Origin of the sequence: Wenzhouxiangella indolica, assembly GCF_042310355.1 — a bacterium.
In the GTDB taxonomy this organism is placed as follows: domain Bacteria; phylum Pseudomonadota; class Gammaproteobacteria; order Xanthomonadales; family Wenzhouxiangellaceae; genus Wenzhouxiangella.
Map to the genome: position 1 here is coordinate 162870 of NZ_JBHJMR010000001.1, position 16149 is coordinate 179018.

Below are 16149 nucleotides of genomic sequence, written 5' to 3' on the forward strand. Positions count from 1 at the left end.
AGTTCAGCCATGTTCACCGGAATCGTCCAGGCCGTTGGAACGGTCAGCCGGATCACGCCCGCCGAGGCGGGTTGCCGCATGCGAATCGACTGCGCCGAGCTTGCCCCGGGCGCCTGGCGGGAGGGCGACAGCGTGGCCGTGGCCGGCTGCTGCCTGACTGCCCTGGCCATCGATCAGGCGGGGTTTTCCGCCGACCTTTCGGCCGAAACGCTCGAGCGCACCAGCCTGGGCGGCCTGGAAAGCGGCGCTCCGGTCAACCTCGAACCCGCCCTGGCCGTCGGTGATCGTCTCGGCGGCCACCTGGTCAGCGGTCACGTCGACGGGCTGGCCGAGGTGGTCTCGATCCGGCCGGCCGGCGAAAGCCGCATCTTCCGGTTTCGGGTGCCCGAAGCCCTGGCGCGATTCATCGCCGAGAAGGGTTCGGTCACGCTCGACGGCGTGAGCCTGACCGTCAACGCCGTCGACGGGCGGGCGTTCGAAGTCAACCTGATTCCCCACACCCTGGCCGTGACCACACTGGGCCGGCTCGAGCCCGGCCATCACGTGAACCTGGAGGTCGACCTCCTGGCGCGCTATCTCGAACGGCTGACAGGAGCCCGACAATGAGTTTTGATTCGATCGAATCCATCCTTGAGGATATTGCCGCCGGTCGCATGGTCGTGATGCTCGACGACGAGGACCGTGAGAACGAGGGCGACCTCGTCATGGCCGCCCCCCTGGTTCGTCCCGAGGACATCAACTTCATGGCCCGCTACGGCCGCGGACTGATCTGCCTGTCGCTCACGCGCGAGCGTTGCCGGCAGCTCGGCCTGCAGCTGATGGTCCGCGATACCGACCGTCACCATCAGACCAACTTCACGGTCTCCATCGAGGCGGCGACCGGCGTGACCACCGGCATTTCAGCCTACGATCGTGCCCACACCATTCGAACGGCCGTCGCGCCCGACGCCGGGCTCGACAGCCTGACCCAGCCGGGACACGTGTTCCCGCTCATGGCCCAGCCCGGCGGCGTGCTGGCCCGTGCCGGCCATACCGAGGCGAGCATGGATCTGGCCCTGCTTGCCGGCCAGGAGCCGGCCGGGGTTCTGGTCGAAATCCTCAACGAGGACGGCACCATGGCCCGTCGACCCGAGCTGGAGGCTTTCGCCAGGCAGCACGAGCTCAAGATGGGTACGGTCGCTGACCTGATTCGCTACCGCATGAGCACCGAGCAGAATGTCGAGTGCGTGCACAGCCAGGAAGTGGGCACCGCGCACGGCGCGTTCCGGCTGAAGGTCTTTCGCGACCGCATCACCCAGCGACTGCACTGGGCGCTGATCCGGGGAGAGATCCGGCCCGACGAACCTTTTCCGGTGCGCGTGCACGTGCCCGAGCTGCTCGGCGATGTCATGGGCATCACGGAACCGGGTTTCGGCATGCCCCTGGATGCGGCCATGGCCGATATCGCGCGCCGGGGCCAGGGCCTGGCCCTGGTGCTGGGCTATGATGAAGACGACGCCGATCGCCTCGCCGGCCTGAAGGACGGCGGCACCGGCCCCGACGGCGGCGCGCACAGCCAGGCGGCCCACGAGCTTCGCAGCTACGGCATCGCCGCGCAGATCATCGCCGAGCTGGGTATTCGTCGCATGCAGGTCTTCGGCGCGCCGAAGCGACTGCATGCGCTCGACGGTTTCGGCCTCGAGATTACCGACTATGTCGTTCCCGAAGGAGAGGGCTGAGCAGACATGAGCAATGAGCATCCCGCCAGCGAAGGCAGCCGTATCGGCATTGCCGTCGCCCGCTTCAATCCGGACGTGACCAACCTGCTGCTGGCCGGCTGTCGCCAGGCCCTGCTCGACGCCGGAGTGGACGAGACGCGCATCGACGTCTTTCCCGTCCCCGGCGCCTGGGAGCTGCCCCTGGCGGCGCGCGAGCTGGCCGATTCCGGGCGCTACGAAGGGGTGATCGCCCTCGGTGCGGTGGTCCGGGGCGAAACCGCGCATTTCGACTTCATCTCCGCCGAGTGCGCCCGGGGGCTGCAGCAGACCCAGCTCGAGACCGGCCTGCCGATGGGTTTCGGGGTGCTTACCCCGGAAGACGGCGAGCAGGCCATGGAGCGCGCCGACCCCGAACGCAAGAACAAGGGCCGGGAAGCGGCCCTGGCCGTGCTCGACATGATCGCGTTCAAGCGCGAGGTTGCTTCATGAGTCGACGCCGGACCGTCAGCCCGTTCGAACCCCGCCGCCGCGCGCGCCGTCGCGCCCTGCAGGCGCTCTACCAGTGGCAGATCAACGACGATTCGGCCGCGGCGATCATCGAACAGTTCCGCGAAGAACAGAATTTCAAGGGCGTCGACGAAGCCTACTTCGAAACCCTGGTGCGCGAGGTCGTGGCCAACCGCGAAGCGCTCGACCGAATGCTCGAGCCCCACGTGCGACGGGTCGATGCCAGCCTCGACCAGATGGAGCGCGTTGTCCTCAGGCTCGGGGCCTGCGAGCTGGTCCACCATCCCGAAACGCCCTACCGGGTGATCATCGACGAGGCCGTCGAGTTGACCCACCGTTTCGGCTCGGAGCAGGCGCATACCTTCGTCAACGGCGTTCTCGACCGGCTCTCCAGGGATGTCCGCGCGACCGAGCGTGAACTCGCCGGCGGCGATGGGTGAATTCGAACTGATCGACCGCATCCGCGCTCGTGCACGCCCCGGAAACGGGGTGGTCACGGGCATCGGCGATGATGCCGCCGTCCTCTCGCCCACGCCGGGGCACGAGCTGGTTGTCACCACCGATTCGCTTGTGCTCGAGCGTCACTTCACGGCCGGGTGGCCGGCGGCCGATATCGGCCATCTCGCCGCCCAGGCCAACCTCAGTGACCTGGCCGCCATGGCCGCGCGACCGCGCTGGGCCTTGCTGGCACTGACCCTTCCCGAGCCCGACGAAACGTGGCTCGACGGCTTTCTCGACGGTTTTCTCGACGCGGTGGGCGCGCATGCCGTGGCGCTCGTCGGCGGCAATCTGGCGCGCGGCCCCCTCAATATCGGCGTCGAGCTGATCGGTGAGGTCCCGGCCGGTGAGGCCGTGACCCGGCGCGGCGCGTTCCCGGGTGATCGCATCGTGGTCACCGGAACCCCGGGCGATGCCGCGGCGGCCCTTCGCCTGGGCGAGGCGGCCGGCAGCGGCCTGCTCGAGCGCCTGCGGCGCCCGCAGGCCCGGGTCGAGGCCGGCGAAGCGCTACGGGGCCGGGCGCGGGCCATGATCGATCTATCCGACGGGCTCGTGGCCGACCTGGGGCACATGCTCGGGGCGGGGCAGGGCGCCGAACTCGATCTGGACGCCCTACCGGCTTCCGCGGCCCTGACCGAGGCCGTCCCCGATCCGGTCGAGCGACAGCGGCTGCAGGCCGGCGGCGGCAGCGACTACGAGCTGCTGGCGGTTCTGGCGCCCGAGGCGGACCTGGGCGCCCTGACCCGGGCGGCCGGTGTCGCTCTGACCGAGATCGGACGGGTCACCGACAGCGAACGCATCATCCTGCGTCCGTCCGGAATCGAACTGCCCGCCCAGGGCGCTGCCGGCTGGGACCATTTTCGCGATGACTGACCGGGCCACGACACGGCAGGTGGCGCTGGGCTCGGTCGACGGCTTCCTGGCCTTCGGTTTCGGCAGCGGCTTGTCGCCCGTCGCCCCCGGCACGGCCGGCAGCCTGGCGGCCGTTCCGCTGGCCCTGCCGCTGGTCTACCTGCCGCTTCCGGCGGCTATTGCCGTGATCGCCGCGGCCTTCGTTTTCGGCGTCTGGTTGTGCGGACGGGTGGGGCAGCGCCTGGGCGTGCACGATCACAGCGGCATCGTCTTCGACGAGTTCGTGGGGCTGTGGCTGGTCCTGGTCCTGGTCCCCTATCACTGGGGCTGGTGGTTGGCGGGCTTCGCGCTGTTTCGGGTGTTCGACGCCGCCAAGCCCTGGCCGATCGGCTGGTTCGATCGGCGCGTTCACGGCGGCTTCGGCGTGATGCTCGATGATCTGTTGGCCGCGGGCTTCGCCCTGGCGGGCCTGTTGCTGGCCGAGGCGCTGCTGCCGGGCGTGTAGAACGCCGGCTTCAGCCGGAAAGCTCGAAGGCGCCGGGAATCCAGCGCAATTGCCCCTCCTTGCCGTCGATGCCGACCACGTCGAAGCGGCAGGCGTGTTCGCCCCATTCGGGCCGCGTCATCAGAAAGTGACGTGCGGCGCTGATCAGGCGACGCTGCTTGCGTTCGTCGACGCTGTCGATGCTGTCAACGCGCGCGCCGGGTCCGCGCAGCCGCACTTCGACGAACGCGAGCACCTCGGTGTCGCTCGGGTTGGGGTCGAGCATGACCAGGTCGATCTCGCCGGCGCGGCACTGGTAGTTGCGCTCGACCAGCTTCAGGCCTCGCTCAGCGAGCCAGCGTTCGGCCCGCTCCTCCCCCTGCTCACCGCTGCGCCGACGGTCCATACTCGAATTCCACCGGGCTGGCCACGCCGCCCTCGATGCGCACCACGGGCAGGTCGCGGCGGAAGATATGGCCGTCGGGCAGGCTCAGCTCACCCATCATGCCGGGCATGGACAGCGTCGGGTCGGCGCGCATCATCGACAGCCAGGGCACCAGCGCGATCGCGTCGCGCCCCAGGGCATGCAGCCGCGACAGGGTCGAATTGTCGAGGCCGGCATAGAGCGAGCGGGCACGCTCGCGCAGGGCGCCCGCTGTGGTGTAGTCGAGGAACCAGGGCGGCATCGGTGCGCTGATGCCGTCGAGGTCGCGGTCGCGTTGTGGCTGGGGCGCGCCGTCGACGACATGGGAAGTGGCCATGATGGTCAGGTCGCCAGCGTCGAAGAACGCCAGCTGGGGCCGCAGCAGGCGCGCATCGCTGGCGCGCGCGCCGAGGAAGATCACGTCGACGTCGCTGCGACGCTGGGCCACGGATTCCATGTCCTCGCCGAGGATGCCCGCGAGTCGGTCGATGCGAGCCTCGGAGCGGTCGACCTCGAGTATTTCGCGCAGGAGCGTCGAGTGATCGGGCAGCTGGGGGTCGTAGATTCGATCCGTCAGCACCCGGCCGCCGCCGAGCGTGAATGTGTCGGCGAACGCTTCGGCCACGCGCTCGCCCCAGTCGGAGTACTGCGACAGAACCAGGGCGCGGCGGTGGCCCATGGCGAGGGCGTGAATCGCGGCCAGCTCGGCCTCGGTCTCCGGCGGCAGGGCCAGGGCGGTGATTTCCCCACCGGCTTCGGCCAGGCGTTCGGCGTTTTCCGGCAGGTTGAGCAACAGGGTCGGGATCAGACCGGCGTCCGGCAGTTCGGCCAGCGCCCGGGCCTGGCCACGATCCAGCGGTCCGATCAGGAAATCCGTCCCGCTTTCCCGAGCGTCGAACCAGGCCGCCACGATGTCTTCGGGTTCGGGGCCGACGTAGCGAAAGGCCAGGCGCGGGCGTTGGCCCGGCGGCAGGCGCAGCCAGCCGGCAACCAGACCCTCGCGCAAGGCCTCGCCCGGTCGATGCAGGGCCGTATCGGCAGCCGGCAGCAGCACGGTGATGTGCTCGGGCATGGGCCGGGTCTGGCGCCAGGCCCGGATCCAGCGGCCGGCCTGCTCGGCGTCATAGTCGAGCTCGGGCCAGCGCTGCTGCCAGTCGGTGAGTGCCTCGTCGAGGGCCGCGTCGTCGAGCAGGTGCTCGCGCGCGCTGATGACCAGGTCGAGCCAGGGCAGGAGTCGTGGCTGGTCGGCGACCTGGTAGAGCACGCGCTCGAGTTCGGTCACCGGGAACTCCAGCATCAGGGCCAGCGCGGTTTCGCCGCTGAAATCGGTTTCGGCCACGGCATCCTGCAAGGCGGCGAGGGCGTCGCGGACCGGGCGCGACTCGAGCTCCCGCAAGAGGGCTTCGAGCTCGGCGTGTCGCGCCTCGAGCGACTGGGGCAGCCGGTCGGCCGTGCTCGCCAGCAGCCAGCCGGCATTGGCCAGGTCGCCCCGGCGCATGGTCAGTTCCGCCTGGGCGAGATCCAGCCGTACGAGCTGGTCATCCACCAGGGCAGCGGTATCGATGCGCCCCAGCGCCAGCTCGGCCTGGTCGAGCCGCCCGGCCTGCAGCCAGGCCTCGGCGGCCCGAATCAGCAGGGGGTCGCCGTCGAGCGGGCGGGTCAGTGCTTGCTGCTCGAACGCCAGTGCGGCTTGCTCGTATTCGCCGGCGGCGAGCATGCGTTCGATACGGGTGATGTCCGCGCCGTCGGCGCCGTCGCCTCTAACGCCGGGTCCGGTGGGTGCGCAGGCGGCAAGAACGGCGACGGCGGCCAGGATTAACACGATTTTCTTCATGCAGCGAATGATAAACCACGCCGGGTCTTCGGCGGCGGACGGGGTGCGTGACCAACGGCACGGGCGGATTGACGAGCGATCTGGCATCATGCCGTTGGTTTGAACCCAACCCTGGACATGAAACATGAAGCAATTCTTCGCTGCAGTCGTGATGGCGTCGCTGACCTTGCCGGTAGCCGCCGTGGATGCTGATGACCCCTGGCTCTGGCTCGAACAGGTCGAGGGAGAGAACGCCCTGGCCTGGGCGCGAGGCCAGAACGAACGCTCGCTCGACCATCTGCAGTCGCACCGACTGTTCGATCCGATTCACGAGCGCGCGCTCGAGATCCTCACCTCCGACGACCGCATCGCCTATCCCTCGCTGATGGGCGGCGAGGTCTACAATTTCTGGCGCGACGATGAGCACGTGCGCGGCATCTGGCGCCGGACCTCACTCGAGAGTTTCCGCGGCGAGTCGCCCGACTGGGAGGTGATCCTGGACATCGATGCGCTGGCCGAACGCGAGGAACGGAACTGGGTCTGGGCCGGTTCCCAGTGCCGTTATCCGGCCTACGATCGCTGCATCGTCGGCCTGTCCGTGGGCGGGGCCGATGCTGCCGTACGGCGCGAATTCGACCTGGAAACGCGCGAATTCGTCGAAGACGGATTCCGGCTGGACGAATCCAAGAGCGTCATCGGCTGGCGCGATCGCGACAGCGTCTTCGTCGGCCCGGCCTACACCGACGAGGAGGTCACCGACTCGGGCTACCCGCGCAGCGTGCGCATATGGCGGCGCGGCACCGACCTGTCCGAGGCCGAGACCGTGTTCGAGGGCGAGCGCGGCGATGTCGGCGTCTTTCCCGCGCGGATCCACGACGGCGACGATCACTACGACGTGATCACCCGCGCGCCGACCTTTTTCACGCGCGAGTACTATCTGTACGAAGACGGCGAAACGAGGCGATTGCAGGTGCCCGAGGACGCCGAGCTGACGGGCGTGATCGACGGTCAGCTGTTGATCGATCTCAAGTCCGACTGGGCACTGGACGGGACGACCCTCCGGCAGGGCGCCCTGGTCGCCGGCTCGGTCGAAAGCTTCCTCGAGGATTCGCCGAGCGTGGAAGTCCTGCTCCAGCCGGGTGAGCGCCAGTCGATCAACGGCGTGGCCACGACCCGATCCGCGGTGCTGGTCAATCTGCTCGACAACGTCAACGGCAAGCTCTTGAGCTTTACCCGGCAGGACGGTCGCTGGCAACAGAACGAACTCGATGTGCCGCAGATGGGCACGATCTCGGTGGTCACCACCGACGACGATTCCGACCGCTTCTTCTTTGACTACACCGGCTTCCTGACGCCGTCGACCCTGTTCGAGGCGGATGCCGTGGCGGACAGCCGTCGCAAGGTGCGTTCCGAGCCGGCCTGGTTCGACGCCGAAGGCATGGAGGTGGCGCAGTACGAGGCCGAGTCGGCCGACGGCACGAAGATTCCGTATTTCGTCGTGATGCCGCGCGGATACGAGGCCGACGGCGCCAATCCGACCCTGCTTTCGGCCTACGGCGGCTTCGAGGTTTCGCGCACGCCCTTCTATTCGGGCGTGACGGGCTCGGCCTGGCTCGAGCGCGGCGGCGTGTATGTGCTGGCCAATATTCGTGGTGGTGGCGAATTCGGCCCGAAGTGGCACCAGGCCGCGCTCAAGGAAAACCGCCAGCGCGCCTTCGACGACCTGATTGCGGTCTCCGAGGATCTGATCGAGCGCAACATCACCTCATCCGAGCACCTGGGTATCCAGGGCGGCTCCAACGGCGGCCTGCTCGTCGGCGCGGTGATGGTGCAGCGCCCCGATCTGTACAATGCCGTCGTCTGCCAGGTGCCCCTGCTCGACATGCAGCGCTTCCACAAGCTGCTCTCCGGCGCCAGCTGGATGGGCGAGTACGGCAACCCGGACGACCCTGAGCAATGGGCCTACATCAGCGAGTACTCGCCCTACCAGAACGTTTCGGCCGAGGCCGAGTACCCCAGGGCCTTCTTCACCACCTCCACCCGCGACGACCGCGTTCACCCGGGGCATGCGCGCAAGATGGTGGCGAGAATGCTCGACCAGGGCCACGACGTGCTCTACTACGAGAACATCGAGGGCGGACACGGCGGCGCGGCCAATCTCGAGCAGCGCGCCTTTCTGTCGGGCCTGATCTACGCCTACCTGCATGACCGCCTCGGGGCGGGCGCTGATTAGGTGCTTGCAACTTGCGATTGACAACTTGCAACTAAAACCGGCCGCCCCAAGGTCTGGAACTTCGGGGACCGAGCGCCGTCAAAGTGTGCGAGTGGCAAAAAGTACCAGATTGATCCTGATTCGAGAGATCACGGCCGATTTGGTACAATTTGCATTGAATTGAAGGAGGAAGAAATGGGCAAAGAGCTTGTACCCAGTCATCTGCTCGCGCCGGCCGGCACCGGTTCGCTGGATGCCTATATCCAGGAGGTCAACCGCATTCCGGTACTGACGCTTGAACAGGAGCAAAGTCTCGCCCGTCGTTACCGCGACGAGGAAGACCTCGATGCTGCCCGGCAGATGGTCATGTCGCACTTGCGCTTCGTCGTGCACGTCGCGCGCGGCTATTCCGGCTACGGCCTCCAGATCGCCGACTTGATCCAGGAAGGCAATATCGGATTGATGAAGGCGGTCAAACGCTTCGATCCCGACCAGGGCGTACGCCTGGTGTCGTTTGCCGTGCACTGGATTCGCGCCGAGATCCACGAGTTCATCCTGCGTAACTGGCGCATCGTCAAGGTCGCCACCACCAAGGCGCAGCGCAAGCTGTTCTTCAACCTGCGCAAGCAGAAGAAGCGCCTGGGCTGGCTCAACCAGGCCGAAGTCAACGCAGTGGCCGACGATCTGGGTGTCAAGCCCGAGGTCGTGATGGAGATGGAATCCCGTCTGTCGGGCCAGGACGTCGGTTTCGACATGTCCAACGACGATGACGAGTCGACCTACATGGCGCCTGCCGCCTACCTGCAAGGCCTGACGGCTTCGCCGGACAAGGCGGCCGAGGCTGCGGATTGGGAACAGCACCATCACGATCTGCTGTTCGACGGGATCGAGAACCTGGATGATCGCTCGCGCGACATCATTCAGAGTCGCTGGCTGATGGATCCCAAGACCACGCTGCAGACGCTGGCCGACAAGTACGACGTTTCGGCCGAGCGCATCCGCCAGCTCGAGGCGGCGGCGCTGAAAAAGCTCAAGGCGCGGTTCGAGGCCTGAAGCCGCGCACGGAGCCTCAAGCTGACGACGAAAAGAGGGAGCCCAGACGCTCCCTTTTTTCGTGCAGGGGCGCCATTCCGGGGCCTCGGACGAGCTTGCCGAGCGGCACCGAGCTGTCTAAGATGCCCCGGTGACTTCCGCCCCGACCCCTGACGCTTGCGACCGCATCACCGACCGCGCCGCGGCCCAGGCGCGAATCGACCGCATCCGGGCTTTCCGCGCGGAACTCGACGCGCTGGAAGGCGAGGGCGTCGAGCTGGATTCGGCTACGCACGAGCGAATCGAGGCCCATCACGAGCGAGCGCTGGCGCAGCTGCGTCGCGATTTCGATGTCGATCTCGACGGCGCCCAGAAGCGGCTTTCGCTGGGCATGCGGATCGCCTCGCTGATCGGCGCCGTGGCGCTGTCTGCAGCGGTTTTCTTTTTCTTCCACCGGGTCTGGGGATACCTGGGGACGCCGGTTCAGGTGGTACTGCTGATCGCGGCCCCGGTTGCCGCCACCTGGCTGGCCGGGTTTGTCTACCGGCGAGAACGCACGGGCTACTTGACCTCGCTGGTGGCGCTGGTCGCCGTGGCCTGTTTCGTCCTGAACCTGAGCGTGATGGGTCAGATCTTCAACCTGGAACCCAGCCGCAATGCCTTCCTCGCCTGGGGGATGTTCGCGCTGATCCTGGCCTATTCCTGGGGGCTGAAACTGGTGCTGACGGCCGGGCTCGTCAGCCTGATCGCTTTTCTGTCCGCAACGGTGGGGGCCTGGGGCGGGGTCTATTGGCTGTCGTTCGGTGAGCGCCCCGAAACCGTCCTGGTTGCCGGGCTCGCGATCACGCTGCCGGGATGGATCGCGCGCCTGCCGAGACCCGAGTTCGCCGCCGTCTACCGCGTATTCGGCCTGCTGGTCGCCCTCATCGCCGTGCTGATCCTGTCGCACTGGGGGCGCGCGAGCGTCCTGCCGCTCGCACCCGCGACCGCCGAGGCCGCCTACCAGCTGCTGGGCTTTATCGGCAGCGCGGCGGTGATCGCCGCCGGCATTCGCCGTGACGACGGCAAGCTGTTCAACCTGGGTGCGACCTTCTTCATGCTCTTCCTGTACACCAAGATCTTCGACTGGTGGTGGGCGTGGCTGCCGAAATGGCTGTTCTTCCTGCTGGTCGGATCGATCGCCGTCGCGTTTCTTTTTCTGCTCGGAAGGGTCCGGCGTGCCGGCGCCGCGGGAGCAGGGGCGTGAGAATTCGCCTGTCCGTTTTCGCGATCGTGCTGGTCGCGCTGGTCAACGCCTGGTTGCTGGCGGGGGTTGCCTGGAATCGCAGCGGTGAACCCGAAGCGGTTCTGGCGCTGACCGAGCGCGAGCTGGCTTTGCCTTCCGGCCGCTGGGCCCGGCGGGAAAACTCGGGTGTGGCGCTGTCCATTCGACGGGTCGGGCGCGATGCGGACTGGCTCGATCGCGACAAGCTGGCGGCGCTCGGATTCGACGTTGACGGCCGCGAAGCGCGCGCGGCTGACCGCCGTCGCCCCCTGGCTCGGCGGGCCTTCGTGGCGCTGGAGTTCGATGGTCCCGCCTTCGACGCCCTGGTGGCCGCGCAGCAGGATGAACTCGAAACCCTGCGTGTCGGCCTCGACAGCGACGAGGCGAACCGTCGGCAGGTCGAGCGCGCCCGGGCGTCGCTCGAACGGCTGGAACGGGTCGAGTCGCGCCTGGTGGCGATCGACGCCGCGCGCGATGCCGAGGCCCTGCGCGAGCGCTATCCCGACCGCGATCGCTATGCCGTGATGCCCGCTCGCCTGCGCATGTACACGGTCAGCAGGCCGGGTGGCGAGCAGGCCGAAGTGCGGGGCAGGATCGAGTCGCTTTTGCCGCGGCGCGTGCACGTGCCGCGGCGGTTTCAAGCGCCGCTACAGCAAGCGACGCAGGAGCACCGGGCCCCGCATGACGCGCCACCGCGCTTTCGCGTCCGACTGGCGTTCGGTCGAAGCGGGGCACCCTGGGTCACCGGCATCGAGCCGATGGGCGAAGCTGCTGCCTCCTCAGGCGGTTCCTGACGCTGCGCCATTCCGGCGCAACCAGGCGCCCGCAAGCAGGAACATGAGCAGGATCAGGGCGCCCGCCGCCCCCGGACCGCCGATCGGTACGCCGATGGGCTCGGGGCCGCCGGCCGGTTCGGGCAGCGCGCCCTGGGCGATCCAGTCGCGGATCAGGGCCCGTTCCTCCAGCGAGACATTGCCCATCTGGAAACCGGGTCCACCGGGCGCGTCACAGTTGGTCGCCAGCAGCAGCGCGCTGCTTTCGGGTTCGAACGGCTCCACGCGGAGTCGCGCCGGGTTGGTGGTGCTGGTGACATCGACCAGGTTGTCGAAGGACTCGCCGGGGCGAAGGTCCATGCCGGCCAGGCCGTTGTCGCCGTGGCAGCCGGTGCAGTTGTTGAGGATCGGCTGAATCTGGGACTCGAAATCGACCATGGGGGTCTCGGCGATGCCCCCGAGGTCGTCGCATCCGGTGGCGTCAACGCCAGCATGCGCCGAGGCGGTGATCAGTATCAGGCCGAGGGCGCCGGCCGGGACAAGGAAAGATTTGAACATCGACATGATGAATCCACTTGTTGGGTTGGAACGACAGCGCGTCATGCTACCCCAAGGCCGGGCGGGTTGCGACCGGGCTTCACACTGACGAGCCCACCAGGCGGGGTTCCGGCTCGAGCGTCAGGCCGAACGACCGCCTGACCGAAGCGGTAATGGCGTCCACGAGCCGAGCCAGTTCCGACGGGCTGGCACCGCCGTGGTTGACCAGCACCAGGGCGTGGTTGCGGTACACGCCGACCCGGCCCAGCGAGCGCCCCTTCCAGCCCAGCTGCTCGATCATCCAGGCGGCGGCCAGCTTGCAGCGACCGTCGGGCATCGACCAGTGCGGCAGGTCCGGGTGTTCGGCCAGCAGTGCGGTGGCGGCATCGGTGCTCACCACCGGGTTCTTGAAGAAGCTGCCGGCATTGGCCAGCCGTGACGGTGCGGGCAGGCGGTGCCGGCGCAGGCGCATGACCGCGGCGGCCAGCTGGCGCGGGGTCGGTCGGTCGACGCCGCATCGATCGAGTTCGGCCGCCAGGCTGGCATAGGTCGTGTTCGGCTCGAATCTGCGCGACAGTCTCAGCGTGACCGCGGCGATCAGGAACCGGTCGCGATCGACCGACTTGAACCGGCTGTCGCGATAGGCAAACCGGCAGTCTTCCCGCCCCAGCGTGACGACGCGCCCGGTTTGCCGGTCGAGCGCCTCGAGCGATTCGAAAACGTCGCGCAGTTCCACGCCGTAGGCGCCGATGTTCTGCATCGGCGCCGCGCCGACGCTGCCGGGGATCATGACCAGGTTCTCGATTCCGTGCAGCCCCTCGTCCAGGCATTGAAGCACCAGGTCGTGCCAGTTCTCGCCGGCGGCCGCGGTGACCAGTACGTCCTCGCCGCGAGCCCGGATGCGGGTGCCGCGCATGCGGTTGACGATGACACGGCCGGGATAGTCGCCCAGGAAGAGGGTGTTGGAGCCGCCGCCGAGCACGATCTCGGGCCCGGGTGGCGGCGGCAGCTCGGCGAGCTGCTCGGGAGAGCGGATGCAGACCAGTTCGGCGGCGCGCGCCGGCAGGCCGAATGTGCTCAGGGCCGTCAGATCGGCGTTGCGATGGATCTCAGGCGCGTGATGTGGCGGCATCGTCACTCCACGCACGTACGCACTCGCCGATCAGGGCGGGGCCGCGGTAGATGAATCCGGTATAGACCTGCACCAGGTCGGCCCCGATGCGTCGCTTCTCGCGCGCATCGTCACCGCAGATGACGCCGCCCAGGCCGATGATCGGAAAGTCCGGGCCGAGTACGCAGCGGGCGTGGCGGAGAACCCGGTCGGCCTGCTGCCTGAGCGGGGCGCCGCTCAGGCCGCCCACCTCGTTGGCGTGCTCGTGACCGTTGACCGGCGCACGCTCGAGCGTCGTGTTGGTGGCGATCAGTCCGTCGATGCCCGATTCCCCGATGACCCGAAGGGAAGCCGACAGGGCCTGCTCGTCCCAGTCCGGCGCGATCTTGATCAGGACCGGACGCTGTCGGCCGTGCTGCCGCGCCAGCTCGTCGCGCGCGGAGGTCAGCTCCTCGAGCAGCTCCGTGAGATGGCCGGTGTCCTGGAGCTGGCGCAGGTTCGCAGTGTTGGGCGAGGAGATGTTGACCGTCACGTAATCACAGACGGGAAACACCTTCTCGAGGCAGTGGCGGTAGTCCGCGGCCGCCTGTTCGACCGGGGTTTCCTTCTGCTTGCCGATGTTGGCCCCGACGATACCCGTGAAGCGCCGTTGGCCAAGGCGCTCGACGAGGTGATCGACGCCCTTGTTGTTGAAGCCCAGGCGGTTGATCAGGGCCTGGTGCTCGGCCAGGCGAAACATGCGCGGCCTGGGGTTGCCCGGCTGCGGCTTCGGGGTGACCGTGCCGACTTCGATGAAGCCGAAACCGAGCTGGCCGAGCGCGTCGATGTGGTCGCCGTTCTTGTCCAGCCCGGCGGCCAGGCCGACCGGGTTGGGAAAGGTCAGGCCCATCAGTTTGACGGGCTTCGACACCACCCGGCTGCCCATCAGCCGCGGCAGGCCGATGAGCCTGCCGGCCGACAGCGCGCCCAGCGCCACCTCATGCGCCGTCTCGGGCGGGAGGAGGAACAGGCCGTTGCGGAGCCACTGGTACATCTATTCGGGACTCGGGACTCGGGACTCGGGACTCGGTAAAGGGTCGGGACTCGGGACCCGGGACTCGGGACTCGCTATTGATGTTGGCGTGGCCGCTTCGGTGGTTCGGGCTCTGATGCAGGCCTGAATCTCGCTTCGAGCAAGGTTTGCGGGCTTGAAGATGCCAACTTCGATCGAAGTCTCTGGCAAGAGAATCCAATCCCGCCGCCCGCAGTAGCGAGTCCCGAGTCCCGAGTCCCGAGTCCCGCTCACAACAATCCCGAGCCCCGAGTCCCGAGTCCCGACACCCGTCACAGGTCGAACTTGATGCCCTGGGCCAGCGGCATTTCGCGCGACCAGTTGATGGTGTTGGTCTGCCGACGCATGTAGGCCTTCCAGGAATCCGAGCCCGATTCGCGGCCGCCGCCGGTCTCCTTCTCGCCGCCGAAGGCGCCGCCGATTTCCGCACCAGAGGTGCCGACGTTGACGTTGGCGATGCCGGTGTCCGAGCCCTTGTGCGAGAGGAAGAACTCGGCGTTGCGGATGTCGGTGGTGAAGATCGACGAAGACAGGCCCTGGCGCACGTTGTTGTGCATGGCCATGGCTTCTTCCAGGGTCTTGTAGGACATGATGTAGAGGATCGGCGCGAAAGTCTCTTCCTGCACGATGTTCCAGTCGTTTTCGGCCTTGATGATGGTCGGCTCGACGAAGAAGCCCTCGCGCTCGATGCGCTTGCCGCCGGCCAGCACTTCACCGCCGGCGGACTTCGCCCGCTCGACCGCCTGTTCGAAGCGCTCGACCGCCTTCTCGTCGGTCAGCGGGCCCATCAGGGTGTCGCCGTCGAGCGGGTTGCCGATGCGCACCTGCTTGTAGGCCTTGACCACGGCCTCGGTGACCTTTTCCTCGATCGACTCGTGCACGATCAGGCGGCGGGTCGACGTGCAGCGCTGGCCGGCGGTGCCGACGGCGCCGAAGACGATCGCCGGCACGGCCAGGTCGAGGTCGGCCGTCTCGTCGAGAATGATGGCGTTGTTGCCGCCCAGTTCCAGCAGGCTCTTGCCCATGCGCTTGGCGACGCGCTCGCCGACCATGCGGCCGACCTGGCTGGAGCCGGTGAACGACAGCAGGTTGACGCGCTCGTCGTCGATAAAGCGGCCGGCCAGCTCGTTGCCCGCTTCCATGAAGGAGGTGAACACCGGCGGATAGTCGGTTTCGGCCAGCGCCTCGTTGATGATGTTCTGCACGGCGCTGCAGCACAGCACGCCCTTCGGGCTAGGCTTCCATACCGTGGCGTTGCCACAGATCGCGGAGATGAAGGCGTTCCAGGCGTAGACGGCGACGGGGAAATTGAAAGCCGTGACCACGCCGACCACGCCGAGCGGGTGCCACTGTTCGTACAGGCGGTGGCCCGGACGCTCGGAATGGGTGGTCTTGCCGTAGAGCATGCGCGACTGGCCGAGCGCGAAATCGCCGATGTCGATCATCTCCTGGACTTCGCCGTCGCCCTCGGGCTTGATCTTGCCCATCTCCAGCGACACCAGCGAACCCAGCGCATCCTTGTAGTCGCGCAGGGCGTCGTTGACCAGGCGCACGGCGTTGCCGCGCTCGGGCGCCGGCACCATGCGCCAGGCTTCGGCGGCTTCACGCGCGGTCTCGATGACTTTCTCGTAGTCGGCTTCGCTCGCGCCGCTGACGCGGGCGATGACCGAGCCGTCGGTCGGGTTGATCGACTCGACCAGGCCGTCTTCACGCACCGGCGCGTACTGGCCGGGGCCGAAACAGGCGCCGGGGTTGATTGCCTGCAGTCCCAGACGTTCGAGAAGTTGCTTGTGATTGCTCATGACCGCTGTCTCCTGGAGTTTGTACTTGTGCCAAACCGGGTATTATCGCATCCTGCGGCGGACGGGTCAGAGTCCCGGCGTGATATTCTCGT

General features: G+C 67.6%; 16 protein-coding genes. 10 read left to right on the forward strand and 6 right to left on the reverse strand.

The window, feature by feature from the left end; translation table 11 throughout:
• Positions 1–9: 9 nt before the first annotated feature.
• Genes ACDC67_RS00775 through ACDC67_RS00800 form a run of 6 tightly spaced genes read left to right on the forward strand, consistent with a single transcriptional unit; the run spans position 10 to position 4059 of the window.
• Positions 10–606, forward strand: coding sequence for a riboflavin synthase (locus ACDC67_RS00775; RefSeq protein ID WP_376689929.1), 597 nt, complete (start codon positions 10–12; stop codon positions 604–606).
• Positions 603–1718, forward strand: a complete 1116-nt coding sequence (gene ribB, locus ACDC67_RS00780) for a 3,4-dihydroxy-2-butanone-4-phosphate synthase (protein ID WP_376689930.1) — start codon at positions 603–605, stop codon at positions 1716–1718. Before ACDC67_RS00775 ends, ribB begins: the two co-directional genes overlap by 4 nt.
• 6 nt (positions 1719–1724) lie before the next feature.
• The gene (gene ribH / locus ACDC67_RS00785) at positions 1725–2186 is read left to right on the forward strand and encodes a 6,7-dimethyl-8-ribityllumazine synthase (protein ID WP_376689931.1); all 462 of its coding nucleotides are present in this window, start codon (positions 1725–1727) and stop codon (positions 2184–2186) included.
• Positions 2183–2644, forward strand: a complete 462-nt coding sequence (nusB, locus tag ACDC67_RS00790) for a transcription antitermination factor NusB (RefSeq protein ID WP_376689932.1) — start codon at positions 2183–2185, stop codon at positions 2642–2644. Before ribH ends, nusB begins: the two co-directional genes overlap by 4 nt.
• Positions 2637–3575, forward strand: coding sequence for a thiamine-phosphate kinase (thiL, locus tag ACDC67_RS00795; RefSeq protein ID WP_376689933.1), 939 nt, complete (start codon positions 2637–2639; stop codon positions 3573–3575). The genes nusB and thiL overlap by 8 nt, the downstream gene beginning before the upstream one ends.
• Positions 3568–4059 carry a phosphatidylglycerophosphatase A family protein gene (locus ACDC67_RS00800; RefSeq protein ID WP_376689934.1) on the forward strand — a complete coding sequence of 164 codons (492 nt, stop codon included), beginning with the start codon at positions 3568–3570 and terminating at the stop codon, positions 4057–4059. The genes thiL and ACDC67_RS00800 overlap by 8 nt, the downstream gene beginning before the upstream one ends.
• A 10-nt stretch (positions 4060–4069) precedes the next feature.
• On the opposite strand, the gene ACDC67_RS00805 is transcribed toward ACDC67_RS00800, so the two are convergent.
• Positions 4070–4444, reverse strand: coding sequence for a YraN family protein (locus ACDC67_RS00805; RefSeq protein ID WP_376689935.1), 375 nt, complete (start codon positions 4442–4444; stop codon positions 4070–4072).
• A complete protein-coding gene (locus ACDC67_RS00810; RefSeq protein ID WP_376689936.1) occupies positions 4422–6284 on the reverse strand; it encodes a penicillin-binding protein activator in 1863 nt (620 codons plus the stop codon). The genes ACDC67_RS00805 and ACDC67_RS00810 overlap by 23 nt, the downstream gene beginning before the upstream one ends.
• A gap of 136 nt (positions 6285–6420) precedes the next feature.
• Here ACDC67_RS00810 and ACDC67_RS00815 point away from each other — a divergent pair, with 136 nt between their 5' ends.
• The 4 genes from ACDC67_RS00815 to ACDC67_RS00830 all read left to right on the forward strand — a co-directional run bounded on the left by ACDC67_RS00815 (position 6421) and on the right by ACDC67_RS00830 (position 11577).
• Positions 6421–8508, forward strand: coding sequence for a prolyl oligopeptidase family serine peptidase (locus tag ACDC67_RS00815; protein ID WP_376689937.1), 2088 nt, complete (start codon positions 6421–6423; stop codon positions 8506–8508).
• A 174-nt stretch (positions 8509–8682) separates the two neighbouring features.
• Positions 8683–9540, forward strand: coding sequence for an RNA polymerase sigma factor RpoH (gene rpoH / locus ACDC67_RS00820; RefSeq protein WP_376689938.1), 858 nt, complete (start codon positions 8683–8685; stop codon positions 9538–9540).
• A gap of 130 nt (positions 9541–9670) precedes the next feature.
• The gene (locus ACDC67_RS00825; RefSeq protein ID WP_376689939.1) at positions 9671–10765 is read left to right on the forward strand and encodes a DUF2157 domain-containing protein; all 1095 of its coding nucleotides are present in this window, start codon (positions 9671–9673) and stop codon (positions 10763–10765) included.
• Positions 10762–11577 (forward strand): DUF4824 family protein, encoded by an 816-nt coding sequence (locus tag ACDC67_RS00830; protein WP_376689940.1) that lies wholly within the window; start codon positions 10762–10764, stop codon positions 11575–11577. The genes ACDC67_RS00825 and ACDC67_RS00830 overlap by 4 nt, the downstream gene beginning before the upstream one ends.
• On the opposite strand, the gene ACDC67_RS00835 is transcribed toward ACDC67_RS00830, so the two are convergent.
• The 4 genes from ACDC67_RS00835 to amaB all read right to left on the reverse strand — a co-directional run bounded on the left by ACDC67_RS00835 (position 11563) and on the right by amaB (position 16057).
• Complete coding sequence (locus ACDC67_RS00835) at positions 11563–12114, reverse strand: hypothetical protein (RefSeq protein WP_376689941.1); 552 nt, start codon at positions 12112–12114, stop codon at positions 11563–11565. The two genes, ACDC67_RS00830 and ACDC67_RS00835, sit on opposite strands and share 15 nt — an antisense overlap.
• Positions 12115–12193: 79 nt before the next feature.
• Entirely contained in the window at positions 12194–13225 is a 1032-nt protein-coding gene (gene murB / locus ACDC67_RS00840) for a UDP-N-acetylmuramate dehydrogenase (RefSeq protein WP_376689942.1), read from the reverse strand.
• Positions 13203–14237: a quinone-dependent dihydroorotate dehydrogenase gene (locus tag ACDC67_RS00845; RefSeq protein ID WP_376689943.1), complete on the reverse strand. Its 1035-nt coding sequence runs from the start codon at positions 14235–14237 to the stop codon at positions 13203–13205. Before ACDC67_RS00845 ends, murB begins: the two co-directional genes overlap by 23 nt.
• A gap of 290 nt (positions 14238–14527) precedes the next feature.
• Entirely contained in the window at positions 14528–16057 is a 1530-nt protein-coding gene (gene amaB, locus ACDC67_RS00850; protein ID WP_376689944.1) for an L-piperidine-6-carboxylate dehydrogenase, read from the reverse strand.
• Positions 16058–16149 lie beyond the last annotated feature (92 nt).